Source organism: Lysinibacillus sp. G4S2 (genome assembly GCF_030348505.1).
Taxonomy (GTDB): Bacteria; Bacillota; Bacilli; order Bacillales_A; family Planococcaceae; genus Lysinibacillus.
The window spans coordinates 1102359-1127316 of record NZ_JAUCFJ010000002.1; the positions used below are offsets into that span (position 1 = coordinate 1102359).

The following is a 24958-nucleotide window of genomic DNA, read 5'->3' on the forward strand; positions in this document are numbered from 1 at the left end:
ATGAATTATAGCACCTAATGACGCGAAAAAATAGACTTTTACATAAAAAAAATAAAAGGAATTTTTAATCATTTCGAGAAGTTAGTATTGTACGAAAGGGGAGGTATTATGAATTGGAATACACGTGTGACGGAACTTTTAAATGTTAAATACCCAATTATTCAGGGGGGATTAGCCTATTTAGCATATGCTGATTTAGCAGCGGCGGTGTCGAATGCTGGAGGGCTGGGACAAATAACAGCAATGAGTTTACGAGATCCTGACTTATTGCGCGCAGAGATTCATAAAGTACGGACATTAACAGATAAACCTTTTGGTGTAAACTTTGCAATTGGTATGTATGGCACTGGTTATGAGGATATGGTGCGTGTTGCAGTGGAAGAAAAGGTGCCAGTTGTTACGATGACTGGAGGGAATCCTGCACCCATTTTCGATATATTGGCAGGAACGGATATAAAAAAATTAGTACTAGTAGCTGCACGTAGGCAAGCTCAAAAGGCGGAACAACTTGGAGCAGATGCTGTGATGGTAGTTGGACAAGAAGGTGGTGGCCATCTCGGACGTGATGATGTAGGAACAATGGTGCTTGTGCCTCAAGTTGTAGATAGTGTGAAAATTCCTGTTATTGCTTCTGGTGGGATTGGTGACGGAAGAGGCTGGTTAGCAGCACATGCACTAGGAGCCGAGGGAATTGAAATGGGAACGCGTTTTATTGCAACTAAGGAATGTGTCGATGCATCTGAGGCTTATAAAGAGGCACTACTTGCAAGTTCTGAAGCAGATACAACAATTATTAAGCGTTCTATTGGGGCCCCAGCAAGAGCGTTACGCAATGGTTTTACCGAAAAGATTTTAGAAATTGAGCAAATGACACCAACTTATGAGGCGTTGAAAAATTATATTAGTGGCACTGCCAATAAGCGCTTTATTTATGATGGTGAGAAAGATGAAGGATTTGGTTGGGCTGGACAAGTTACAGGGATGATTCATGATATTCCAACAGTTGAGGAGCTTATCACTCGAATGGTTGCAGAAGCAGAAAGTATCCGGGTAAAATGGGGGAAGTAACTTAAAGGTGGTTATGTCCAATGGAATATTCTTATCCGTTTTCAATTGATTGGTCGACTGAGGAAATTGTCGATGTTGTTCAATTTTTTGAAGCGATTGAGCAAGCCTATGAAAAAGGCGTTAAACGTGAAGTAATGATGGCGAAATACCGCCGTTTTAAAGAGATTGTTCCTTCACAAGCTGAGGAAAAATCAATTTTTCGTGAATTCGAAGAAGCAAGTGGCTATGTCAGTTACTCTGTTGTTAAACAAACAAAAGAAGCAGCTGATGGGACGATTATTAAAGTTGCACCGAAGCAACGACGTTAAAAAAGTGGACGTGAGTTTATTCTCACGTCCGCTTTTTTTATCTTCTAGTTTTACGTGTTAAAAATAAGTGATGTACATACACTACATACAATAAAAGTATAAGGTTAGTATGTCACATGACCCGAAGTACAATACTTCATACTTTATTTTCCAACAATGATGTTATAAATAGGAAGTAAACTACTGAAAGTTTCTTCCGTAATTTGATGAAGTTCACTAGCGGACAGCTTGATTGCTTGTTCTCTTGGAATATGTCGACCGACTAAAAATTCACCTTTTTTAACATCGCGCAAACGATTAAGCAATTCATCTAGCTTGTCTTCCTTTGCATCTTCCATGGAGATTGCTGCAGGAGACATATGATCCCCAGAAACAATAAAATCATTAGGAAGTTGCTGTAGCAATGTTTTGTTGGCAATTAAACGTTCTGCCATCACATTTTTTTGTGGAGCTTCATAAATAATAGCTAAGACGATGAATAAATGTGTGCTCCAAAGACCAATCTGAAAGTGAGGTAATGATTTATAACCTCTTTTGTAAGGAGCAAAGGCAACCCAGCTGTCTTTTGGAGGATTTACGGTTCTACGTGCATGCTTCGCCACATGAGGATAAAATTCTTCTCCAAGATGACTTGAAAAGAAGGAAGAAAAATCCTCTCCAAGCAGTTGGAATTTAGGTCGTACAGATGAAATTAACGCTTCCATTCTCTGGTCTAATCCATCTATTTGAAAAACATTGAAGTCTTTATTAGTCCATTTAATTTTCTGCAATTTTATTAACTCCTTTCGATTTATAAGGTTTATTTTATTAGGAAAATGGGAAAAAATCTTATAACAAGAACTTTAAAATAAAAAAAAGGAAGTGATTTTTATGAAACCAATCGTAAAAATTATACGTAAAGTTGACATTGAAAAGCAATATGAACACATTTTACAATTAGAATTAGATTATGAATTAGCTTCTCTATTCTCTGCAATGAATGAAAAAAATGAACTTGAAATTGAAAAAAGTAAAAAACGTCTGGCTGAAATTCAGCTGGAACTTGAAAGTTTGCACGCCTATGCGTAATAGAAATTTTATACCCATTTGAAAAATCACTTGCTGAATATTCCGACAGCAGGTGATTTTTATTGTTATAAAGGGTAAAATAGACAGTATATCTTAAAGGGAAATTTTTTAGGGAAGTACTATATGCTACGTATTAACAAAACATCATGAGAAATAAAGGCCTAAGCACAAAGCCGGTTCTGGACGCAATTATACCGAGGTATAATTGATGTAGGCTAAAGCGCAGTGCCTTTTCTTATATTTGAAGGGTGGGTTTTTATGGATTTACAACAAATTGATCAATTTGCGAAAAGTATTATATTTGAAGCGGGAAGGCGTATTCGAGATGCTTTTTCGTACAATCTAGTTATCGAGACAAAATCAGATGCAAATGACCTTGTCACAAATATTGACCGTGAAACTGAATTATTCTTTATTGAAAAAATACGCGCTTTGGATCCAACTCACAAAATTTTAGGGGAAGAGGGAATGGGAGAAAAAGTAGAGTCGTTAGAAGGTGTTGTATGGATTATTGATCCAATAGACGGCACGATGAATTTTGTTAAACAACATCGACATTTTATGATTTCTATCGGTATTTTTATTAATGGGGTAGGTAAGCTAGGTTACATATTTGATGTAATGCGTGAAGATTTATTTTATGCAATTGCAGGCGAAGGGGCATGGTACAATGACTCACCATTGCGTAAATTGCAATCAGTCAAAATAGAGGAATCGGTCATTGGTATAAACGCACACTGGGTAGCCCCAAATCGCCATATTCACCATGAAAAAGTAATTGAAATGATTCGGAAAGTACGTGGTACAAGGTCGTATGGTTCAGCAGCAATGGAAATAGCGTTTGTTGTTAGTGGTAAACTAGATGCTTATGTATCGATGCGACTATCACCATGGGATATTGCAGGAGGTACCATTATTGCTAAGGAAGTTGGTGCCATCACCACTAATTTACATGGGGAAGGCTTTGATTTTCTACATCAGGATACTTTTATCATTGCCAATCCTTCTATTCACAAAGAGCTGTTAGAAAAATATATTGTGCCTTATGAATAAAAAAGGAGCCGTCTATTTTTTAGACAGGCTCCTTCTTACTTATTAAAGTAATCCTTGCTCACGCAGTTTACGTTTTAATTTAAAGGCTGTCATAAAAATGACACAAGTAGCCACAATGCCTGCTATAATACCAAAACCACTACCAGCTGCTACAGAATAGCCAATAGAACACATTGCTAAAACAGCTGCTAATGCGAAAATGCCCATTACGAATTTTGCACGATTCATAGCCGAGCCTCCTAATATGAAAAATTTGTAATTCAAATATATTTTTTTAGAATGATGTAAATTCTAATAAGGACATTTCTATCCTTCTTGTGCTATAATATCACAGTTAAACATTCGAAAAAAGAATATGGAGTGGAATAATGACAAACTTACGTCAAGATCTTCGCAATATCGCAATTATCGCCCACGTTGACCATGGTAAAACTACCTTAGTCGACCAATTATTAAAACAATCAGGTACATTCCGTTCAAACGAACATGTTGAAGAACGTGCAATGGACTCTAACGATATCGAACGCGAACGTGGTATTACAATTTTAGCTAAAAATACTGCAGTCAACTATAACGGAACTCGTATCAACATCCTTGATACGCCTGGACACGCCGACTTTGGTGGTGAGGTAGAACGTATTTTAAAAATGGTAGATGGTGTTTTACTAGTTGTCGATGCGTATGAAGGTTGTATGCCGCAGACACGCTTCGTACTAAAAAAAGCGTTAGAACAAAAACTTACACCAATTGTGGTTGTTAATAAAGTAGATAAAGACTCAGCTCGTCCACTAGAAGTAGTAGATGAAGTATTAGAATTATTCATTGAGCTAGGTGCAGATGATGATCAATTAGACTTCCCTGTAGTTTATGCTTCAGGAGTAAATGGAACTGCTTCACTTGATGCAGATCCAGCGAAACAAGAAGAAAACATGCAATGTCTATTTGAGAAAGTAATCGAATCTATTCCAGCACCTGTTGATAATTCAGCAGACCCATTACAATTCCAAGTAGCTTTACTTGATTATAATGACTATGTTGGCCGTATCGGTATCGGTCGTGTATTCCGCGGTACAATCGAAGTTGGTCAACAAGTAGCACTTATGAAATTAGATGGCACAGTCAAACAATTCCGTGTTACTAAAATCTTTGGCTTCTTTGGCTTAAAACGTGAAGAAATTCAATCAGCAAAAGCTGGTGATTTAATTGCCGTTTCAGGTATGGAAGACATCAACGTTGGTGAAACTGTATGTCCTGTAGAACACCAAGAAGCTTTAACACCGTTACGCATTGATGAACCGACTTTGCAAATGACTTTCTTAGTAAACAATTCACCATTCGCAGGTCGCGAAGGTAAATTTGTAACAGCACGTAAAGTAGAAGAACGCTTACGTTCACAACTTCAAACGGACGTTTCTTTACGCGTTGAAGATACAGATTCTCCAGATGCTTGGACTGTTTCTGGACGCGGTGAGCTTCACCTATCTATCCTTATTGAAAATATGCGTCGTGAAGGCTTTGAGCTACAAGTATCAAAACCACAAGTAATCATCCGTGAAATTGATGGAGTAAAATGTGAGCCATTTGAACGTGTACAAATTGATGTTCCAGAAGAAAATGTTGGATCAATTATCGAATCAATCGGTACTCGTAAAGGTGAAATGTTGGATATGGTTAACAATGGCAATGGCCAAGTTCGTTTAACATTCTTAGTGCCTGCACGTGGTTTAATTGGTTACACAACTGAATTCATGTCAATGACTAAAGGTTTCGGTATCATCAACCATACTTTCGATTGCTACCAACCATATATTCCAGGTCGTATTGGTGGTCGTCACCAAGGTGTGCTTGTGTCAATGGAAACTGGTAAATCGACAACTTATGGTATGATGCAAGTAGAGGACCGTGGTACACTATTTGTAGAACCAGGTACTGAAATTTATGAAGGTATGATTGTTGGTGAAAATACACGTGATAATGATATCACTGTAAACATTACAAAAATGAAGCAAAAAACGAATGTTCGTTCTGCGACAAAAGATGCGACAAACGTAATTAAAAAGCCGCGTTTATTAACTCTAGAAGAAGCATTAGAATTTTTAACTGATGATGAGTACCTAGAAATCACGCCAGAATCTATTCGCCTTCGTAAACAAATTCTAGACAAAAACGAACGTGAGAAAGCAGCGAAAAAATTAAAAAACGCTGAAAAATAATTTTTTGCTTCCACGAAAGGAAGAGGAGTCTTGTCTATTAAGTCCGCTTTATTGGGTGAACTGAATTTTATTCAAGTTGCTGCACAGACAAATGCAGAGGAAACAGCAGATGCCTATGAAAAAATGGCAGGGATTACGCGTTTTTTATATGAAAACTTACCTAGCAAAGAAATGGCAGGTTATGTTCTGTTTGCTCTAGTGTTTTTGCTCTCTGCACTTGTTTATAAACTAGGCTTTGCAAAGAAATTAAAACTATCACAAAATATTGTTATTTATACTTTCCTGTTTTTAGGGTGTACTTTATTAACATTTTTTGCGTTATATCTTCCGATGGTTGAAGGTCTTATTGTAGCGGCATTAATTTTAATCGTCTATAAAACACGTTTATGGCGCGAAAAAAGAGAAGAGCAACAAGCTGCTAATCAGTAAAATAACTTTACCTTAATAGAAACAGTCTTAGCGATGAAGAGCTAAGACTGTTTTCTTTTTTTTAAAAAGAAGGAGATCAATGTTTCGACAAGCTTCAAATTGTGCTAGTAAAAGTGACGGGAAGAAGAGGCAAAGTGACAGAAAGAATCGAAGCGACGGATAGAAAAACCAAAGCGACGGATAGAAGAGTTGAAGTGACGGAAAGAACAGCTGAAGTGACGGATAGAAAAGTCAAAGCGACGGATAGCAATCGAAGTGACGGAAAGAAGAGCCGAAGCGACGGAAAGAAGAGTTGAAGCGACGGAAAGAATGGCAAAATTGACGGAAAGAATCGAAGTGACGGATAGAATGGCCAAAGTGACGGAAAGAACAATCGAAGTGACGGATAGAATGGCCAAAGCGACGGATAGCCATCGAAGCGACGGAAAGAAGAGTCGAAGTGACGGAAAGAATAGTCGAAGTGACGGATAGAAAAGCCGAAGCGACGGAAAGAACAATCAAAGCGACGGATAGAAAAGCCAAAGCGACGGATAGCAGTCGAAGTGACGGAAAGAAGAGCCGAAGCGACGGAAAGAACAATCGAAGCGACGGAAAGAATGGCAAAAGTGACGGAAAGAATCGAAGTGACGGATAGAATGGCCAAAGCGACGGAAAGAACAATCGAAGTGACGGAAAGAAGAGCCAAAGCGACGGAAAGAATCGAAGTGACGGATAGAATGGCCAAAGTGACGGAAAGAAGAGCCGAAGCGACGGATAGAAAAGCCAAAGTGACGGATAGCAATCGGAGCGACGGAAAGAATAGTCGAAGTGACGGATAGAATGGCAAAAGTGACGGAAAGAATCGAAGTGACGGATAGAATGGCCAAAGCGACGGAAAGAACAATCGAAGTGACGGAAAGAAGAGCCAAAGCGACGGATAGAAAAGCCAAAGTGACGGATAGCAATCGGAGCAACGGAAAGAATAGTCGAAGTGACGGATAGAATGGCCAAAGTGACGGAAAGAAGAGCCGAAGCGACGGAAAGCACAATCGAAGTGACGGATAGAAAAGCCAAAGCGACGGAAAGCCATTGAAGTGACGGAAAGAATAGTCGAAGTGACGGAAAGAAGAGCCAAAGCGACGGAAAGCACAATCGAAGTGACGGATAGAATAGCCAAAGCGACGGAAAGAATCGGAAGTGACGGATAGAAAAGCCAAAGCGACGGAAAGAACAATCAAAGCGACGGATACAGCATCAACCCAACACTTGTGGTAGAACAAATTTAAAAGATAGGCACCGAAATCTTCCGATATGAATAAGTTAATGTCGATAGGCTTATTTTCATCAATCGAGGAGGAAATGAAATGCGTTGGCTTAAAAAAGGTTTATTATTTAGTGTTATTGCTTTGTTACTCCTTTCTTTGACAGCGTGTAATAAAACGAAGCTTGAAAAGGTCAAAGTTGGAGAGGTGACGCGCTCGATTTTCTATGCGCCGCAGTATGTAGCGCTTGAAAAAGGGTACTTCGAGGATGAAGGGCTTTCTGTTGAGCTACAGACTATTGCAGGTGGCGATAAGACCATGACGGCATTACTTTCTGATGGCATTAATATTGCTTTAGTTGGGTCGGAAACTTCTGTATATGTAACGCTTCAAGGCCCCAATGATCCGATTCAAAATTTTGCACAGTTAACACAAACAGATGGCACATTTTTAGTTGCGCGAGAAAAGATGGATAATTTTTCATGGGATCAATTAAAAGGCACTACATTTTTAGGGCAACGTAAGGGTGGAATGCCACAAATGGCAGGAGAGTTTGTACTGAAAAAGCATGGCATTGATCCTGCGAGTGATTTAACACTCATTCAAAATATTGATTTTGCTAATATTTCTACAGCTTTTGCTTCTGGAACAGGGGACTTTGTGCAACTATTTGAACCAACGGCGAGTATTTTTGAGAAAGAGGGTAAAGGCTATATTGTTGCTTCATTTGGCACTGAATCTGGACATTTACCTTATACATCGTTTATGGCGAAAAGCAGCTATTTGAAGGACGAAGCGAAGACAGTGCAAGGTTTTACAAATGCATTGAAACGAGCGCAGGATTTTGTGCAAAAAGAGAGTGCGGCCGAAATAGCAAAAATTATTCAGCCATACTTTGAAAACGTAGATGTTGCCTTAATTGAAACTGTGGTAGAGCGTTATAAATCACAAGGTTCCTATGCGACAGATCCTATTTTGGAGAAGGAGGAATGGGATAATTTACAAACGATCATGGAGGAAGCGGGTGAACTTCCTCAACGGGTGGATTATGAAAAGCTTGTGAATACAACCTTTGCTAAAAAGGCTGCTGAGTAATATGGAATTTTTAAAACTAGAAAATATTCACCATAGCTATTTTTCAAGTACGCAGGCGAAGGAAGTTTTACGTGATATCAATTTAGATATTCGTGAAGGTGAGTTTGTATCTTTTATAGGGCCGAGTGGATGTGGGAAAACAACGTTATTATCAATTATTGCGGGTTTATTTTCGTCTACTGAAGGCAAGGTATACATTGATGGTGAGGAGATTTCAGCACATAATCAGTCTCTCATTGGCTACATGCTTCAACAAGATTATTTATTTCCTTGGAAAACCATTGAGGAAAATGTCACAATTGGTTTGAAAATCATGGAGCGAAGTAATAAGACACATAAAGTGACTGCAAATGGACTTTTGCAAGAAATAGGTTTACCGCATGTAGGGAACAATTATCCGAAAGAGTTATCTGGTGGTATGCGTCAACGAGTGGCGCTTGCAAGAACTTTAGCGGTAAACCCTAAAATTTTACTGCTAGATGAGCCGTTTTCGGCACTTGATTATCAGTCTAAATTAAAGCTTGAGGACTTGGTTGTTGAAACTTTAAAGTCCTATCAAAAAACAGCGATTCTTGTGACACATGATATTGGTGAAGCAATTGCGATGAGTGAACGGGTATTTCTATTCTCAGCAAATCCAGGTACATTGCATAGAGTATTTGAAATACCTGAGGCTTTACGAAAGCTATCACCTTTTGATGTTCGACAGCATCCAGCATATTCAGATGTATTCCAAATTATTTGGAAGGAGCTGGAGAGTCTTGGATAACACATTATATAAACAGTATCAGCAAATGCTTAAAAAAGAAAAACGTTTTGTTCGATTATATCAACTTATTATTTTACTCGCATTTTTTGGAGGTTGGGAGTTACTTTCAAGGTTTGGATGGATTGATCGTTTAATTTTTAGTTCACCAACGCATGTATGGCACACATTAGTAGAAAAAGTGAGTGACGGTTCTTTAACACTTCACGTTGGTGTTACTTTAATGGAAACGATTATTGGTTTTATTGCCGGAACACTCCTCGGTACATTAATAGCAATAGTATTGTGGTGGTCACCGATGATATCAAAGGTACTTGATCCATATTTAGTTATTTTAAACGCTATGCCAAAAGTTGCTTTAGGCCCAATTTTAATAGTTGCCCTTGGTCCTGGTTACTTTTCAATTATTGCGATGGGGGCGTTGATTTCAATTATTATTACGACCATCGTAGTTTATACAGCTTTTAAAGGAGTAGATCCAAACTTTAGTAAAGTATTACAAACTTTTGGTGCGACGAGATGGCAAATATTTAAAGAAGTCATTTTGCCAGCTTCTTTTCCAACAATCATTTCTACTCTGAAGGTAAATGTAGGTTTATCTTGGGTAGGTGTCATTGTTGGCGAATTTTTAGTCTCCTCGAAAGGACTAGGTTATCTAATTATTTATGGTTTCCAAGTGTTTAACTTTAATCTTGTGCTCATGTCACTTCTCATCATCGCATTTTTTGCGACAATTATGTATCAGGTTGTCGAATTGATTGAGAAGATGTTAGTAAAAAATAATGGTTAAATGGTTAAAGGAGGTGTCTCGAATAATGAGTCACCTCCTTCATGTTGATAATATTCCGATAAAAGCTGAAATTGTTCCGATAAATCGAGATAATATTCCGATAAAAGCTAAAATTGTTCCGATAAAATGAGATTTTGTTCCGATAAATCTTGGCGAGTAGCCTGAACGATAAAGGAGGTGACTCAAATAATGAGTCACCTCCTTTGGCTGATCAGTTAAAATTCTTTATCCATTTGTGGTGAAGTACGATAAAAACGGAAATTCCCAGTTTCGACGCGTGTAATAGTATTTTCTTTAATACGATCATGACATGTTTCACACATATACGTATGAATTGGTCGATTGCGTAATTTTTTTGCTAACGGTAAATTATCATCTAAATTGTTAATTGTATCGCAAATGACACATTTTACGCGCATTGCATTCCCTCCTACTCGGCACGAATAGCTAATACATTTTTGATAGGGTTGTCTACATTTGAACCGTCTCTAAATAATACATGGACAGGGCCACCTTCTAGTAAAGGCTTACCATCTTGGCTGTATTGTAAAATTAATGTATGAGCTTCTTCGATTGTAAATGGACATTCTTTACCACCTTCGCATTCAATGACGATTGTTGTCGCTTCAGGTCTGATTTCAGCATTTTTCAAGAAGTGACATAATTCGATTCCGAAAGTACCAGTTTCCATCCCTTTGCGGTCAAATTTTCGTTCTGATTTTAATGTTGGTGGGAATGTAGCTCCTTCCATAATCTCACGTGACCAGTGTGCACCTACCTCACGCATATATTTAATATCTGAATCTTCTTCAGCTTGTTGTGAGATGAAGTACGTTTTTAAATCTAATTTACGATCATCGAAAATCCAAACAGTGGGATCTAATGTTAATTGGAATGTAACTGCTCCCTTAATAGGAATTATTGTTTCCATAGTAGAAATCCTCCTCAAATCTTGTATATCCATGAAATAGTATAACGCTAATGGCTAGAGATAATAAAGAAATATAATTTGATTTCTTTATTTTCCAATGAAGACACTTGCATTTTTAACGACTAGAAGATAAACTTTATTAAGATAGAATCGAAGAAATATCAGATAATGGGGGCGTCCTCATGGATACGAAATCACAAACTTCTTTTCAAGAGAAGGCTTTGGAGCTTTTAGTTGCTGATGCAGACAAAATCGCTCGCCTTATTCGAGTACAGATGGAGCATTTAACAATGCCACAATGCCCTTTATATGAAGAAGTATTAGATACACAAATGTTCGGCCTTTCACGTGAAATTGACTTTGCTGTGAAGCTTGGACTCATTGAACGCGAAAAAGGCAAAGAAATTCTCGATTCACTCGAGAAAGAACTTTCTGTACTACATGACGCGTATACAGACAAATAAAAAGAAAAAACTCAAACGCGATTTGCGATTTGAGTTTTTTTTCTAGAACGAGGTTTTCCTATGAAACAATACTTAAAACGTTATGCACGAAATTTTGATTACCCATTATTTATAACAGTCCTATTATTAAGCTTATTTGGTTTAGTGATGATTTATAGTTCAAGTATGATGGTAGCCATCGTACAAAAGGGGGCAGCACCCGATTATTTTTATCAAAAACAGGTTACTAATTTAATTGTAGCTTCCTTTGGGTTTTTAGCGGCTGCATTTTTCCCGTACAAGCATTATGCCAATAAGAATATTATGCTGTTTCTTACCGTCGTTCTTGCCGTGCTATTTACTTGGTTAAAAGTAGCCGGTCATGGTGCAGAAGATGTAGGATCTCAGAGTTGGATACGTATTCCAGGTCTGGGGAATTTTCAGCCTTCCGAATATGCTAAACTATTTATAATTTTATATTTTTCCGCGGCTTTTTATCGGAAAGGACAAAAATATACCTTTGAGAAGCTACAACCAACAGAAATTTTTTATCCAATATTCCTCTGGATTCTTGTTGTTGCTTGCGTAGCTTTTGAAACCGATTTAGGAGCTGTTATTATTCTTTGTGGTATTGCCGTATCTGTTGTAGCGGCAAGTGGTATTCCTTTTAAAACGTTTTGGAAGTTTTTCGGGGTATTAGGGGCATTTGGCACGGCCATCCTTGGTTTACTATGGTTATTTAAAGGTGAACTGTTACAGGGTAACCGTAAAGGCCGAATTCTATCTTATTTTAATCCGTTTGAATATGAAAATGATATGGGGCACCAAGTAGTAAATAGTTATTATGCAATTGGCGGAGGCGGTTTAGATGGAAGAGGTCTCGGTCAATCTGTTCAAAAATTGGGGTATTTACCTGAACCACAAACCGATTTTATTATGGCGATTATAATGGAAGAACTAGGTATTTGGGGTGTGATAATCGTCTTAGGTGGTCTAGGATTTATTGTATATAAAGGATTTTCAATTGCATTGCGTACAAAAGATCCACTAGCACGTATGATTGCGGCTGGTATTGCGAGCTGGATTGGCTGGCAAACGTTTATTAACCTTGGGGGTGTAACTGGGTTAATCCCGTTAACTGGTGTAACGCTACCTTTTATTAGCTATGGCGGGACATCTATAATAATTCTATCTATAGCCATGGGAATATTGATCAATGTTTCTATGTTTGAAAAGATAGAGAGAAAAAAATCACAATCATAAAGGGGGATATCTATGGAATCAATTAATAAGATTCTTGTAGCCAATCGGGGAGAAATTGCAATTCGTATTTTCCGTGCATGTACGGAACTGCATATCCAAACTGTGGCCATTTATTCGCGGGAGGATAGTGGGGCATTTCATCGCTTTAAAGCAGATGAGGCCTATTTAGTAGGGGCTGGCAAGAAACCAATTGATGCCTATTTAGATATTGAGGGCATTATTGCGATTGCCAAAGATGCTGGAGTAGATGCAATACATCCGGGTTATGGTTTTTTATCGGAAAACGTGGAATTTGCACGTCGTTGTGAAGAAGAGGGCATTATCTTTATTGGACCAACTTCTCAGCACTTAGATATGTTTGGGGATAAGGTAAAGGCGCGTGAACAAGCTGTCCGTGCAAATATTCCAGTGATTCCAGGCACAGATGGCCCGGTTGCTTCAGTGGATGAAGTACTGACATTTGGTGAGCAATATGGATACCCACTCATGATTAAGGCCTCTTTAGGTGGTGGTGGGCGTGGTATGCGCGTGGTGCACACGAAGGAAGAAGTGACGTCCGCATATGAACGTGCCAAATCAGAGGCGAAAGCAGCCTTTGGGTCGGACGATGTCTATGTAGAAAAATGTATTTTACAACCAAAGCATATCGAAGTCCAAATTGTTGGCGATCAACTGGGCAATATCGTACATCTATATGAGCGTGATTGCTCGATTCAACGTCGCCATCAAAAGGTTGTTGAGATTGCTCCATCTAATTCAATATCGGAAAATTTAAGAAACCGAATTTGTGATGCAGCTGTTCAACTAATGAAAAATGTCTCGTACATAAATGCAGGGACAGTAGAATTTTTAGTTGCAGGTGAAGATTTTTATTTTATCGAGGTAAATCCTCGTATTCAAGTAGAGCATACAATTACAGAAATGATTACAGGTGTGGATATCGTGCATGCTCAAATTAAGGTAGCGGCAGGCTATGGTTTGCATGGAGAGGAAATCCATATTCCACAGCAGGCGGATATCCCAATGATTGGTTATGCGATTCAAGCGCGAGTCACAACAGAAGACCCTTCCAATGACTTTATGCCAGACACAGGGAAGCTAATGGTATACCGTTCCAGCGGTGGCTTTGGTGTACGTTTAGATGCAGGGAATGGCTTCCAAGGGGCTGTAGTGACACCGTACTATGATTCCTTACTAGTGAAAATTTCAACATCAGGGATGACGTTTAAAGAAGCTGCAGCGAAAATGGACCGCAATTTAAAAGAGTTCCGTATTCGAGGAGTAAAAACGAATATCCCATTTTTAAATAATGTCGTAACGCATGGGAAATTTTTAACGGGTGCCTTTGATACAAGCTTTATTGATACAACGCCTGAATTATTTAATTTCCCTGTGCGCAAGGATCGTGGGACAAAGTTATTAAGCTATATCGGTAATGTGACACTCAATGGTTTCCCAGGCGTAGAAAAGAAATCAAAACCGATTTTTGTGCAGCCTAACATTACGAAAGTTGATAAATTGATTGTCCCGCCAACAGGTACTAAGCAAATTTTAGATACCCAAGGAGCAGAGGGGCTTGTGAAATGGATTTTGGCGCAGGAGGATGTGCTGTTAACGGATACAACTTTCCGAGATGCGCACCAATCACTGCTTGCGACACGTGTGCGTTCACGGGATATGTTTGAAATTGCAGACGCAACAGCGCGCATGATGCACGATTTCTTCTCACTCGAAATGTGGGGTGGCGCGACGTTTGATGTGGCGTACCGTTTCTTAAAAGAAGACCCGTGGGAGCGTCTTGCCAAGCTGCGTGAACAAGTACCAAATGTGCTATTCCAAATGTTACTACGTGGTGCGAATGCTGTCGGTTACACGAACTACCCTGACAATTTAATTCGTGAGTTTATCGCTGAATCGGCGGCATCAGGCATTGATGTGTTCCGTATTTTCGATAGCTTGAACTGGATTAAAGGCATGGAAGTAGCGATTGATGCTGCACGTCAGTCTGGTAAAATTGCTGAAGCTGCCATCTGTTACACTGGAGATATTTTAGATGATACGAGGGCAAAATATTCAGTCCAATACTATAAGGAAATGGCGAAAGAGCTGGAGGCAGCAGGTGCCCATATTTTAGCGATAAAAGATATGGCTGGATTATTGAAGCCGGAAGCAGCATATCGTTTAATTTCCGAGTTAAAAGAGACGACAAGTCTGCCAATCCATCTGCATACGCATGATACAAGTGGCAATGGTATTTATTTATATGCCAAGGCGATTGAGGCAGGGGTGGATATCATTGATACGGCGCTCGGCTCGATGGCGGGCTTAACGTCACAGCCAAGTGCAAATTCTTTGTATTATGCAATGAAGGGCAGTAAGCGTGAGGTTCGTGCAGACATAGAAGCGCTTGAAAAATTATCGTACTACTGGGAAGATGTGCGTAAGTATTATAAGGATTTTGAAAGTGGCATGATTAGCCCACATTCCGAAATTTATGTCCATGAGATGCCTGGTGGTCAATATAGTAACTTACAGCAGCAAGCCAAAGCGGTGGGCCTTGGGGATAGATGGGAGGAAGTGAAGCACATGTATTCCCGTGTTAACCTTCTATTTGGCGATATTGTCAAAGTAACACCGTCTTCGAAAGTGGTAGGGGATATGGCGTTATTTATGGTGCAGAATGATTTAGATGAAAACTCTGTACTGACAAGAGGGCAAACTATTGATTTCCCAGATTCTGTGATTGAGTTCTTCCAAGGTTATTTAGGACAACCGCATGGTGGCTTCCCTGAGGTGCTTCAAAAGGTTGTATTAAAGGACCGTGAAGCAATAGCTGTACGTCCTGGTGAATTACTGGAGCCTGTGAATTTTGAGCAACTAGAGGCGGTATTGGAGGAAAAATTAAATCGTCCCGTGACGAAGCGTGATGTGCTGGCGTATGCTTTGTACCCGAAAGTGTTTGAAGAGTATGCGAAAACAGTGGACTCTTTCGGCAATATTTCGGTATTAGATACACCAACATTCCTATATGGACTAAAGCTAGGAGAAGAAATCGAAGTTGAAATCGAAAAAGGTAAAACACTGATTGTTAAACTCGTTTCGATCGGTGAGCCACAGCATGATGGAACACGTGTGATTTACTTTGAGTTGAATGGTCAATCCCGTGAGTTGGTAATTCAGGATATGACTGTCGAAGTGGATGGTAGTTTAGCATTAAAGGCAGATCCGAGCAATCCAAATCAAATTGGCGCAACAATGCCAGGTACGATTTTAAAGGTAGTCGTATCAAAAGGGAGCTCTGTTAAACGTGGAGACCATTTGTTAATTACTGAAGCGATGAAAATGGAAACAACTGTCCAAGCACCGAAAGATGGGATCGTGAAAGAAGTATACGCAAGTGCAGGCGACGCCATTTCAACAGGTGATTTGTTAATTGAAATTGAATAATTGAACAGAAAAAAAGGTTATTAGATGGCTTTTATAGCATACTAATAACCTTTTTTATGGTTCATCACCAAAACGTGTGGTTGATTTCCGTTCCGGCTGGGCGCTTTGCCGCTGACGCTTCGCTTTCGCGCAGAGCAGAGCTTCCTGGGGGCGTCCGATGAGCAGCTTCACTCGCGTTGCTCGCTCCAGGGTCTCATCTGTGACGCTGATCCCGAAGGAGTCGCCCAGCCTCCACTCCAATCGACTTATATACATAGCATACGTTTTAACTAATATCATCCACAACTTTTGGTGATGAGCCTTTTTTATTTTGCTATTTTGGCTCATCACCATATTGCGGAGTTGATTTCCGTTCCGATTGAGCGATTTCTTGGGGCAGTCAGGGCAACAAATGTTTTTGTGCGAAAAGGAAGTGTCAGCAGCAATCAGAGCATTCTAATTAATTAATGTGGATAAAAATGGTTAAGAAACACACCTGATTTATTGATTTTGCTATATTGTAATAATATACTTGTCGATTTTTTGACATGTCATTTGCTGCTTTTTAATAGAAATCGTTTAAATAAATAAAAAAGATTCGCCATTGATGTGGCGAATCTTTTTCTACTATTATTTGTTTTTTTCATTATAATTGCTACGTGCAACTAGCAATACCATGTAGCAAAGTAGACCAAATAAAATTGAAATAAATAATGAATGAAGTAACGCGACTGTTAAATTCAATCTAGTTAGGACTATTAACATACCAGCAATCACCTGTAAAATTACTATAATAGAGGCAATAATCCAGCCATAGTAAATAACACGTTGATTTTTATATTCTTTTATAGCGTGCCAAGTTATGTATGCAATCCAAATAGAAAAAATAAGAACAGCAAATCGATGCCCCATTTGCACCCATTCATACATATTATTTAGTGGTGCGAATGGTGTTTCGTTGTAGCAAAATGGCCAGTCAGGACATACTAAGCTAGATTCTGTATGGCGAACAAGCGCCCCTGTATAAACGACTAAATAAGAATAAATTGTGACAGCAATTGTATGCCAACGTAACTTTTTACCAATAAAAACGTTATCGGCATCAAATTTCTGATCCACTTCAAATACAATCATAGAGAGAAGAAGAACGGCAGCAAAGGAAATAAGAGAAATCCCAAAATGGAGTGCTAGTATGAAATCGCCTTGTCCCCACAATACTTGAGCAGCTCCAATAAGAGCCTGTGCGATTAAGAAAAACATCGCTAAGAAACCTAATAACTTTACTTCGCGAATATGACCGAGTTTACGCCATGTCCAAATTGTTAACACAAGAATTGAAATAGATACGATTCCAGTTACGAGACGATGTGAAAATTCAATTAAGACTTCTGGTGTAATTTCTTTTGGAATAAGAGAACCATTACAATCAGGCCAGTTTCGACCACAGCCTAAGCCACTATCTGTTTTGGTAACAAGTGCTCCACCTAATAAAATAAGAAGCATTCCAACGGTAGCGGCAACAGCAAACCATTTCATAAACCTGTTTTGTTGCATAAAATGAGTCACCTACTTTATATATCACATTACAAGAACGTAATGTTACTGCTACTAGATAATATCGAAAAAACAGGTAAAAAACAACTTGTAAAGAGTAGGTAGTATTAGATGTCGATTCCATTTCACAAATTGTTCATAATTTCGTACTTTAACCTTCACAATTCATTTTAGAAAATGTTTTACTATAGATATGTTGTTTTTAATTATATTTCTAGACTAAGCTAATTTTTACAACTTCATCTAAATTTCACTTAATGTCTAGAAATCAATCGCAAATTTCGCTATAGTAAACATTAGCGGAATATGCTTACAAAAATGAAAGGAGAGGTATCATGTCAAACGGTCGTGCACTGACGGCTACTAGAAATGGTGGACCAGAATCAACATCTGCTGTAAAAGATTTTTTAGCACTGATAAAAATTGGAATCGTTAACTCGAATCTTGTCACAACGTTTACAGGGATGTGGCTGGCATTTCAATTTACTAGTAGGCACTTCTTGCAAGAGCTTGATGTCATATTGTTCACCATGCTGGGTGCGGCATTAATTATAGGTGGCTCAGGCGCAATGAATAACTTTATTGATCAGGATATTGATCCAATCATGAAAAGAACGAAGGCTAGACCGACAGTAACGGGTAGATTTAAGCCGAATTTTGTATTGACCATTGCCCTCTCATTTTTAATTGTAGGTGAAATTTTGTTATTTGCGGCATCGTTTGCGGCCGGCATGTGGGGACTAGTAGGAATATTTGCTTATGTCGTTCTGTACTCAATGTGGTCAAAGAGGAAGCATGTTAGTAACACGGTTGTAGGAAGTATTTCAGGGGCTATTCCACCAGTTATTGGGTTTGCAGCTGTTGAACCTGCATTAGGTCCAGGAGCACTTGCCTTATTCCTTATCATGTTTGCATGGCAACCACCGCATTTTTATGCACTTGCTATGAAACGTACTGAAGAATATCGTGCAGCTAATATACCAATGCTACCTGTAGTAAAAGGATTTAAACGAACGAAGTACTCGATGTTATTCTGGATTCTTTTATTATTACCGTTACCGTTCCTTTTACCAGAGCTTGGGGTAGGCTTCTTAGTACTTGCCACAGCATTGAACTTGGGCTGGTTGATTCTAGCTTTAAAAGGCTTTACTACAAAAGATGATATGAAATGGGCAAATAAAATGTTTATCTATTCATTAAATCATATGACAATATTATTTGTATCTATCATCATATTTGCGTTGTTTAGCTAAGTATAGGAATTCTTTCTTATCCTAAAGAATTCATATAGACAGAACTAATTTCCTAGGTACACATGAAAATACAACAAAGAAAGAGGGGTTTAATTAAGCTATGATGAAAGGGCTTAAAAAATGGCGTCTTTTTTCACTTCTAGCAGTGATGATGGTTTTCCTTTCTGGTTGTGGTGAAGAATATATTTCTGCACTGAAACCATCTGGTCAAGTAGGTAAAGAACAATTCAATCTATTACTGTTAGCTACGGGAATTATGACGTTAGTTGTAGTAGTAGTATCCGTTATCTATTTACTTGCATTCGTAAAATTCCGCCGTTCAAAAGTTGGCGAAGACGTTATACCTAAGCAAGTAGAAGGAAGTCACACTCTTGAAGTAATTTGGACAGTAATTCCAATTATTTTATTATTAATCTTAGCTGTACCAGTTGTTACCGCTACTTATAAATTTGCAGATGTTGCTGCAATGGACGAAGTAGATGAAAATGGTGACAAAACAGCTCTTACAGTAAATGTAACTGCAAAATTATACTGGTGGGAGTTCGAATACCCTAACCAAGGTATTGTAACTGCTCAAGAATTAGTTGTACCAACAGGTCAAAAAGTTTACTTTAACTTAAAAGCTGCAGATGTTAAGCACTCATTCTGGATTCCTGCTATAGGCGGTAAAATGGATACGAACGTAGATAACTTAAATAAATTCTATCTAGTATTCGATAAAGAATCTAAAGACCTTAAAGACGGCGTATTCTATGGTAAATGTGCTGAGTTGTGTGGTCCTTCACACGCATTAATGGACTTCAAAGTTAAAGCATTAAGCCCTGAAGCATTCGATGCATGGGTAGCTTCAATGAAAGCAACAGAAGGAAAAGTGGCTGACAAAGCTTCAACAGATCTTGGTGAAGCAACATTTGCTAAAAGTTGTTTAGGTTGTCATGCTGTTTCTGGATCAGGAGCAGGAGGTACACCAGGTCCTAACTTAACTACATTTGGTGACCGTAACCGTGTTGCTGGTTTCTTAGAACATAATGAAGAAAACTTAAAAGCTTGGATTAAGAACCCTGGGGAATTCAAACCAGGTAACTTAATGATGAATGCAGAGGGCACTGCGCCTGTTTATGGCGACTTATCCGACGAAGAAATTCAAGCTCTAGCAACTTATATCATGAGCTTATCTGTTGAGAAATAATTTTAGTTTAATGTAACAAACTTTGAGGGAGGTAAAAGTTGTGAGCTCATACACACAGAAAAAGGGCTTTGGAGCAACTGTCTGGGATTACATTACCACTGTCGACCATAAAAAGTTAGCAGTAATGTATTTATTAGCCGGTACATTGTTCTTTGCTATCGCTGGTTTTGAAGCGTTATTAATGCGTATTCAGTTAATGAAACCAAATAACGATTTCATATCAGCTGGTTTTTTCAATGAATTATTAACAATGCACGGAACGACAATGTTATTCCTAGCTGCGACTCCATTACTATTCGCATTTATGAACATGCTTGTACCATTACAAATTGGTGCGCGTGACGTTGCATTCCCATTCCTTAACTCATTAGGGTTCTGGTTATTCTTCCTAGGTGCAGTATTCCTTCACCTGTCATTCTTTATGGGTGGCGCACCTGATGCGGGCTGGACGTCTTATGCATCCTTATCTTTATATTCTCCAGGACATGGTATTGACTTCTATGTTCTTGGTTTACAAATATCAGGGGCGGGTACATTAATATCAGGTCTTAACTTTATCGTTACGATTATTACAATGCGTGCTCCAGGTATGACATTTATGCGTATGCCATTATTCACTTGGACTGCTCTAGTATCAAGTGCATTAATTCTATTCGCATTCCCTCCATTAACTATTGGTTTATTAATGATGTTATTTGACCGTATGTTCGGTGGTAACTTCTTCGACCATTTAATGGGTGGTAACACAATTATTTGGGAACACTTATTCTGGATCTTCGGACACCCAGAGGTTTATATCTTAATATTACCAGCGTTTGGTTTATTCTCTGAGATTATTCCAGCGTTCTCTCGTAAACGTTTATTTGGATACTCTTCAATGGTATTCGCAACAATTTTAATCGGTTTCTTAGGGTTCATGGTTTGGGCTCACCACATGTTTACAGTTGGTCTTGGGCCAACAGCCAACGCAATCTTTGCTGTTGCAACAATGGCAATTGCCGTACCAACAGGTATGAAAGTATTCAACTGGATCTTAACTCTTTGGGGCGGTTCTATCAAAGTTACAACACCAATGCTTTATGCACTTGGTTTCATCCCGTCATTCGTTGCGGGTGGTGTTACAGGGGTAATGCAAGCATCTGCACCTCTTGACTACCAATTACACGATTCTTACTTTATCGTTGCCCACTTCCACTACGTAATCGTTGGTGGTATCGTAACAGCGATCTTTGGTTCAGCACACTTCTACTGGCCAATTTTCTTCAACCGTATGTTAAACGAAACGCTTGGTAAAATTACTTTCTGGATTTTCTTCATCGGATTCCATTTAACGTTCTTCGTTCAACACTTCTTAGGTTTAATGGGTATGCCACGTCGCGTATTCACTTACATGGAAGGTCAAGGTTGGGATCAGTTCAACTTTATCTCTACAATCGGTGCATTTATGATGGGTGTAGGGGTTATTATAATGGTAATCAACTGCTTACTGTCATTCAAAGGCAAACCAGCAGGTCGCGACCCATGGGGCGATGGACGTACATTAGAATGGTCAATTCCACAACCAATCCCATTCTATAACTTCCGTCAAACACCACTTGTTCGTGGTTTAGATCCATGGTGGATTGAAAAACAAGAAGGAAACAAAGAAGTTACATTTGCTGAGCCAGTCGGTGATATTCATATGCCAAACAACTCAGCTATCCCATTTGTTATTTCTCTAGGTCTGTTTATTGCAGCATTCGGTGCACTTTACCATCCAGATGCAGATAAACCGTGGTCAATTTATATTTTAATCGGTGGTCTTGCAATTACATTTGGTGCTATGATTTTCCGTTCTGTTAAGGATGATCACGGCTTCCATTTACACAAAGAAGAAATTCTTGAAATTGAAGAACAACTTTATGGCAAAGGGGGAAATAAATAATGGATTTCAATACTAAATTTACTCCTCATACTTGGCCAGATCACCCTGAACAAGCTACGATGGAAGGGAAAAATAAAGTTGTTGGTTTCTGGATTTTCCTTGCCTGTGAAGTTGTACTTTTCGCAAGTTTGTTCGCTACTTACCTAGCGCTTAAGAACAAAGGGCCAGCTGGCATGGAGTTCACAACACAAAGTTTATTTGAATTGCCTTTAGCTTTCGCTATGACGATGTTACTATTAACATCTTCACTAACGTCTGTTTATGCAATTTACCATATGCGTAACTTTAACTTTAAAGCTATGCAAACTTGGTTTGGTATTACATTACTTTTAGGTTTTGGATTCTTATGTCTTGAAATCTATGAATTTTATCATTATGTACTCAAAGGTTTCACATTTGACCAATCTGCGTTCTCAACTGCGTTTTACACATTAGTTGGTACGCATGGTTTCCACGTAACTTTAGGACTTGTGTGGATTTCAACGTTAATGATTCGTAATGCTAAACGTGGTCTTAACTTATACAATGCACCTAAATTCTTCGTGGCTGCTTTATACTGGCACTTTATCGACGTAGTTTGGGTATTCATCTTTACAGTAGTATACTTGATGGGAGTGATCGGATAATGTCTTCACACGATACACCTATAGTTGCTAAGTCTCAGGCACAATACGAGTATGATCGTCATCATAATGCCGTTCATATGCGTAAACAAGTAGTTAACTTTGCGATTATGATTTTCTTTACGTTTATCGCATTCGCAGTAGTTGCAGCTGATTTTTCTAAATACTTAATATTACCGCTCGTTTTATTGCTTGCAGGTGTTCAAGTGGTTCTTCAACTTTACTCTTTCATGCACTTAGAAGACAAAAAAACACACTTCGGTGGTGTAATTGGCTTCTTCATGTGGATGGGTATATTAATCGCATTTACATTCTTCTTAGCATTTTTAACAATTATTTGGTGGTAATCACCAAAAAAGCACGTTCTCTACTTTATGTAGGAACGTGCTTTTCTTTTTGGGTACTATTAAGTGATGAGCTGGTAAGAAATAATATAATTCAAGTGGGATTGATTTCCGTTCAGGTTACATTGTTATTGTTGCTGTCGCTATGCTTTTAAAGCGACTTGTCAGAGGATACATGCTATGTGAATTAGTTGATTGAAGCGGCTCATCGGACGCCCCCAGGAAGCTTTGCTCTGTGCGAAAGCGAAGCGTCAGCAACAACAAATGTTTTCTGTAGCGAAAGCGAAGCGGCAGCTACAAATGTTTTCTGTAGCGAAAGCAAAGCGGCAGCTACAAAGCGCCCAGTCAGAACGGGAATCAACCCTCATTAAAGTGCCACATGATTCACAGATTTCCTTGACCATATTGTTTTTCACAATATGAACAACAGTACACCGTACATAGTAATTTGTTCACCTTTCGTTCATTGCAGTATAGCTGTAAGCGTTCTATAATAGGAGTACTGAAGTTTAAAGGAGTGCGTTCTATATGCCACTTAGTATATTTGGTTTCCAAGCTTTATGGAGCCCATACTTAATAGGGGTTCTTGTTTTCATTACAGTCATCTATTTTTTAGTCACAACAAAGTGGCGCAAGGATTTTAAAGTAAGTGAGCCTTTGAAAAAGGGAGAGGCAATTTATTTTGTACTGGCAATGGTAACGATTTATATTATTAAAGGGTCTCCAATTGACATAATGGCGCACATTATGTTTACGATGCATATGGTGCAAATGGCTATACTATTGTTACTTGTACCGATTTTCTTAATTAAGGGGATTCCTTGGTGGGTATGGAAAGTTGCGATTGAAGCACCGGTTGTTAGATCTGTATTTAAAGTACTAACATTACCTGTCGTTGCGGTAATTGTATTTATTGGTCTATTTTCTTTCTATCATTTACCTGATGTATTAGATTATATTAAGTTAAATGAAACATTACATGGTACATATACTTTTGTATTATTTGTTTCTGCTGTTATAATGTATTGGCCACTAGTTCATACGGTGCCAGATGTTCCACAAATGAAGCCTTTGCATAAAATAGCCTATATTATTGCTAATGCGGTATTAATCACACCTGCATGTGGGTTAATTATTTTTGCACCAAACGCTATGTATGAAACATATACAAATGGCGAAGCGTGGCTTAAGGCAATGGAGCTTTGTGTACCAGCTTCCACATTATCTGGTTTATCCCTTTCAGGACCAGAGCTCTTTACAGATATGACACCTGTTGCGGATCAGCAACTAGGCGGAGTTCTAATGAAAATTTTACAAGAGCTTATTTTTGGTGTTTTAATTGGTGTTATCTTTACAAGATGGTATCGATCAGAACAAAAGGATCCTGATAAAATTACAGCTGACGCATTAAAAGAACATCAAAAGAAATGGGAAAGCCAACAGCAACATTAATTGTAAAATAGAAATTTACTTTGTATAAGGAGTTTTGTGAATGGAATTACAAATTTTGCCTACTATAAGTACATCATTCATCGTTATTAGTGCTGTACTTGTAGCTATTGGTTGGGGCTTAATTATAAAAGGAAAAGTAGAGGCACATAAAAAAGTAATGCTTGCAGCAGGAGTTGCAGCACTTACCTTCTTTATTATTTATGTTTCACGTACAGTCTTTATTGGTAACACAGCGTTTGGTGGAGGAGAAGATTTAAAACCATATTATACTTTCTTCTTAATTTTCCATATTACTCTTGCGACTGTGGGAGCTGTATTTGGTATTGTTAGTATTATTTCTGGTTTGAAAACGAATATGAAGCTTCACCGTCGTATTGGACCGATTACAAGTATTATTTGGTTCTTTGTAGCTATTACCGGAGTTTTAGTATACTTTTTACTATATGTATTATTTGAACCAGGTGAAACAACATCTGCCATTAAAGCTATCTTAGGCTTCTAACTTCTTTCAGCGGGTGTCATAAA

General features: G+C 38.5%; 28 protein-coding genes. 20 read left to right on the plus strand and 8 right to left on the minus strand.

The annotated features are described in order from the left end of the window. Positions 1-108 precede the first annotated feature (108 nt). A complete protein-coding gene (locus QUF91_RS05575) occupies positions 109-1068 on the plus strand; it encodes an NAD(P)H-dependent flavin oxidoreductase (protein WP_285396063.1) in 960 nt (319 codons plus the stop codon). A gap of 20 nt (positions 1069-1088) precedes the next feature. After that, positions 1089-1376, plus strand: coding sequence for a UPF0223 family protein (locus QUF91_RS05580; protein WP_285396062.1), 288 nt, complete (start codon positions 1089-1091; stop codon positions 1374-1376). Between the two features lie 143 nt (positions 1377-1519). Here the strand turns inward: QUF91_RS05580 and QUF91_RS05585 are convergent, their stop codons facing one another. Next, a complete protein-coding gene (locus QUF91_RS05585; protein ID WP_285396061.1) occupies positions 1520-2146 on the minus strand; it encodes a YktB family protein in 627 nt (208 codons plus the stop codon). A 100-nt stretch (positions 2147-2246) separates the two neighbouring features. On the opposite strand from QUF91_RS05585, the gene QUF91_RS05590 reads away from it, so the two are divergent. Together QUF91_RS05590 and QUF91_RS05595 are read left to right on the plus strand one after the other, a co-directional pair. Beyond that, positions 2247-2444 carry a hypothetical protein gene (locus QUF91_RS05590; RefSeq protein ID WP_053483442.1) on the plus strand — a complete coding sequence of 66 codons (198 nt, stop codon included), beginning with the start codon at positions 2247-2249 and terminating at the stop codon, positions 2442-2444. A 258-nt stretch (positions 2445-2702) separates the two neighbouring features. Next, positions 2703-3497: an inositol monophosphatase family protein gene (locus tag QUF91_RS05595; protein WP_289417111.1), complete on the plus strand. Its 795-nt coding sequence runs from the start codon at positions 2703-2705 to the stop codon at positions 3495-3497. Positions 3498-3539: 42 nt separating this feature from the next. Here QUF91_RS05595 and QUF91_RS05600 read toward each other — a convergent pair whose 3' ends face one another. Continuing rightward, complete coding sequence (locus QUF91_RS05600) at positions 3540-3725, minus strand: DUF5325 family protein (RefSeq protein ID WP_068983295.1); 186 nt, start codon at positions 3723-3725, stop codon at positions 3540-3542. 140 nt (positions 3726-3865) lie between these two features. On the opposite strand from QUF91_RS05600, the gene typA reads away from it, so the two are divergent. Continuing rightward, positions 3866-5710: a translational GTPase TypA gene (typA, locus tag QUF91_RS05605; protein WP_285396059.1), complete on the plus strand. Its 1845-nt coding sequence runs from the start codon at positions 3866-3868 to the stop codon at positions 5708-5710. 30 nt (positions 5711-5740) lie between these two features. Further along, positions 5741-6139 (plus strand): YlaH-like family protein, encoded by a 399-nt coding sequence (locus tag QUF91_RS05610; protein WP_285396058.1) that lies wholly within the window; start codon positions 5741-5743, stop codon positions 6137-6139. A 94-nt stretch (positions 6140-6233) separates the two neighbouring features. Here QUF91_RS05610 and QUF91_RS05615 read toward each other — a convergent pair whose 3' ends face one another. Continuing rightward, the gene (locus QUF91_RS05615) at positions 6234-7022 is read right to left on the minus strand and encodes a hypothetical protein (protein WP_289417112.1); all 789 of its coding nucleotides are present in this window, start codon (positions 7020-7022) and stop codon (positions 6234-6236) included. 460 nt (positions 7023-7482) lie between these two features. Between QUF91_RS05615 and QUF91_RS05620 the strand changes: the two genes are divergently transcribed. From QUF91_RS05620 to QUF91_RS05630, 3 genes are read left to right on the plus strand one after another with little or no spacing between them, the layout of a single operon-like run. Continuing rightward, on the plus strand, positions 7483-8475 hold the full coding sequence (locus QUF91_RS05620; RefSeq protein WP_289417113.1) for an ABC transporter substrate-binding protein: 993 nt from the start codon (positions 7483-7485) through the stop codon (positions 8473-8475). 1 nt (position 8476) lies between these two features. After that, entirely contained in the window at positions 8477-9244 is a 768-nt protein-coding gene (locus tag QUF91_RS05625) for an ABC transporter ATP-binding protein (protein ID WP_285396053.1), read from the plus strand. Beyond that, complete coding sequence (locus QUF91_RS05630; RefSeq protein ID WP_285396052.1) at positions 9237-10031, plus strand: ABC transporter permease; 795 nt, start codon at positions 9237-9239, stop codon at positions 10029-10031. Before QUF91_RS05625 ends, QUF91_RS05630 begins: the two co-directional genes overlap by 8 nt. 39 nt (positions 10032-10070) lie before the next feature. Here QUF91_RS05630 and QUF91_RS05635 read toward each other — a convergent pair whose 3' ends face one another. The 3 genes from QUF91_RS05635 to QUF91_RS05645 are packed head-to-tail and all read right to left on the minus strand — an operon-like array spanning position 10071 to position 10962. Then, positions 10071-10217 carry a hypothetical protein gene (locus QUF91_RS05635; protein WP_289417114.1) on the minus strand — a complete coding sequence of 49 codons (147 nt, stop codon included), beginning with the start codon at positions 10215-10217 and terminating at the stop codon, positions 10071-10073. Positions 10218-10246: 29 nt separating this feature from the next. Continuing rightward, entirely contained in the window at positions 10247-10450 is a 204-nt protein-coding gene (locus QUF91_RS05640) for a YlaI family protein (RefSeq protein ID WP_285396051.1), read from the minus strand. Positions 10451-10461: 11 nt separating this feature from the next. Next, positions 10462-10962, minus strand: a complete 501-nt coding sequence (locus QUF91_RS05645) for a molybdopterin-binding protein (protein ID WP_285396050.1) — start codon at positions 10960-10962, stop codon at positions 10462-10464. 182 nt (positions 10963-11144) lie between these two features. On the opposite strand from QUF91_RS05645, the gene QUF91_RS05650 reads away from it, so the two are divergent. Genes QUF91_RS05650 through pyc form a run of 3 tightly spaced genes read left to right on the plus strand, consistent with a single transcriptional unit; the run spans position 11145 to position 16115 of the window. Beyond that, positions 11145-11426 carry an Fpa/YlaN family protein gene (locus tag QUF91_RS05650; protein ID WP_285396049.1) on the plus strand — a complete coding sequence of 94 codons (282 nt, stop codon included), beginning with the start codon at positions 11145-11147 and terminating at the stop codon, positions 11424-11426. Between the two features lie 60 nt (positions 11427-11486). Further along, positions 11487-12668: an FtsW/RodA/SpoVE family cell cycle protein gene (locus QUF91_RS05655; protein WP_289417115.1), complete on the plus strand. Its 1182-nt coding sequence runs from the start codon at positions 11487-11489 to the stop codon at positions 12666-12668. Positions 12669-12680: 12 nt separating this feature from the next. Then, positions 12681-16115 (plus strand): pyruvate carboxylase, encoded by a 3435-nt coding sequence (pyc, locus tag QUF91_RS05660; protein ID WP_289417116.1) that lies wholly within the window; start codon positions 12681-12683, stop codon positions 16113-16115. Positions 16116-16169: 54 nt separating this feature from the next. Here pyc and QUF91_RS05665 read toward each other — a convergent pair whose 3' ends face one another. Beyond that, positions 16170-16394, minus strand: a complete 225-nt coding sequence (locus QUF91_RS05665; protein WP_289417117.1) for a hypothetical protein — start codon at positions 16392-16394, stop codon at positions 16170-16172. 330 nt (positions 16395-16724) lie between these two features. Further along, entirely contained in the window at positions 16725-17648 is a 924-nt protein-coding gene (locus tag QUF91_RS05670) for a COX15/CtaA family protein (RefSeq protein WP_285396046.1), read from the minus strand. A gap of 335 nt (positions 17649-17983) precedes the next feature. Here QUF91_RS05670 and cyoE point away from each other — a divergent pair, with 335 nt between their 5' ends. From cyoE to QUF91_RS05710, 8 genes are all read left to right on the plus strand, one after another. Continuing rightward, the gene (gene cyoE, locus QUF91_RS05675; RefSeq protein WP_285396045.1) at positions 17984-18901 is read left to right on the plus strand and encodes a heme o synthase; all 918 of its coding nucleotides are present in this window, start codon (positions 17984-17986) and stop codon (positions 18899-18901) included. A gap of 100 nt (positions 18902-19001) precedes the next feature. Then, the gene (gene coxB, locus QUF91_RS05680) at positions 19002-20090 is read left to right on the plus strand and encodes a cytochrome c oxidase subunit II (RefSeq protein ID WP_285396044.1); all 1089 of its coding nucleotides are present in this window, start codon (positions 19002-19004) and stop codon (positions 20088-20090) included. A 40-nt stretch (positions 20091-20130) separates the two neighbouring features. Beyond that, positions 20131-22014, plus strand: coding sequence for a cytochrome c oxidase subunit I (gene ctaD / locus QUF91_RS05685; RefSeq protein ID WP_289417118.1), 1884 nt, complete (start codon positions 20131-20133; stop codon positions 22012-22014). Continuing rightward, positions 22014-22640 (plus strand): cytochrome c oxidase subunit 3, encoded by a 627-nt coding sequence (locus QUF91_RS05690; protein WP_285396042.1) that lies wholly within the window; start codon positions 22014-22016, stop codon positions 22638-22640. Before ctaD ends, QUF91_RS05690 begins: the two co-directional genes overlap by 1 nt. Beyond that, positions 22640-22984, plus strand: coding sequence for a cytochrome C oxidase subunit IV family protein (locus QUF91_RS05695; protein ID WP_285396041.1), 345 nt, complete (start codon positions 22640-22642; stop codon positions 22982-22984). The genes QUF91_RS05690 and QUF91_RS05695 overlap by 1 nt, the downstream gene beginning before the upstream one ends. Positions 22985-23176: 192 nt before the next feature. Beyond that, positions 23177-23404 carry a hypothetical protein gene (locus QUF91_RS05700; RefSeq protein WP_289417119.1) on the plus strand — a complete coding sequence of 76 codons (228 nt, stop codon included), beginning with the start codon at positions 23177-23179 and terminating at the stop codon, positions 23402-23404. A gap of 105 nt (positions 23405-23509) precedes the next feature. Further along, entirely contained in the window at positions 23510-24433 is a 924-nt protein-coding gene (ctaG, locus tag QUF91_RS05705) for a cytochrome c oxidase assembly factor CtaG (protein ID WP_285396039.1), read from the plus strand. A 40-nt stretch (positions 24434-24473) separates the two neighbouring features. After that, positions 24474-24935, plus strand: a complete 462-nt coding sequence (locus tag QUF91_RS05710) for a DUF420 domain-containing protein (RefSeq protein WP_285396038.1) — start codon at positions 24474-24476, stop codon at positions 24933-24935. Positions 24936-24958: the final 23 nt, after the last annotated feature.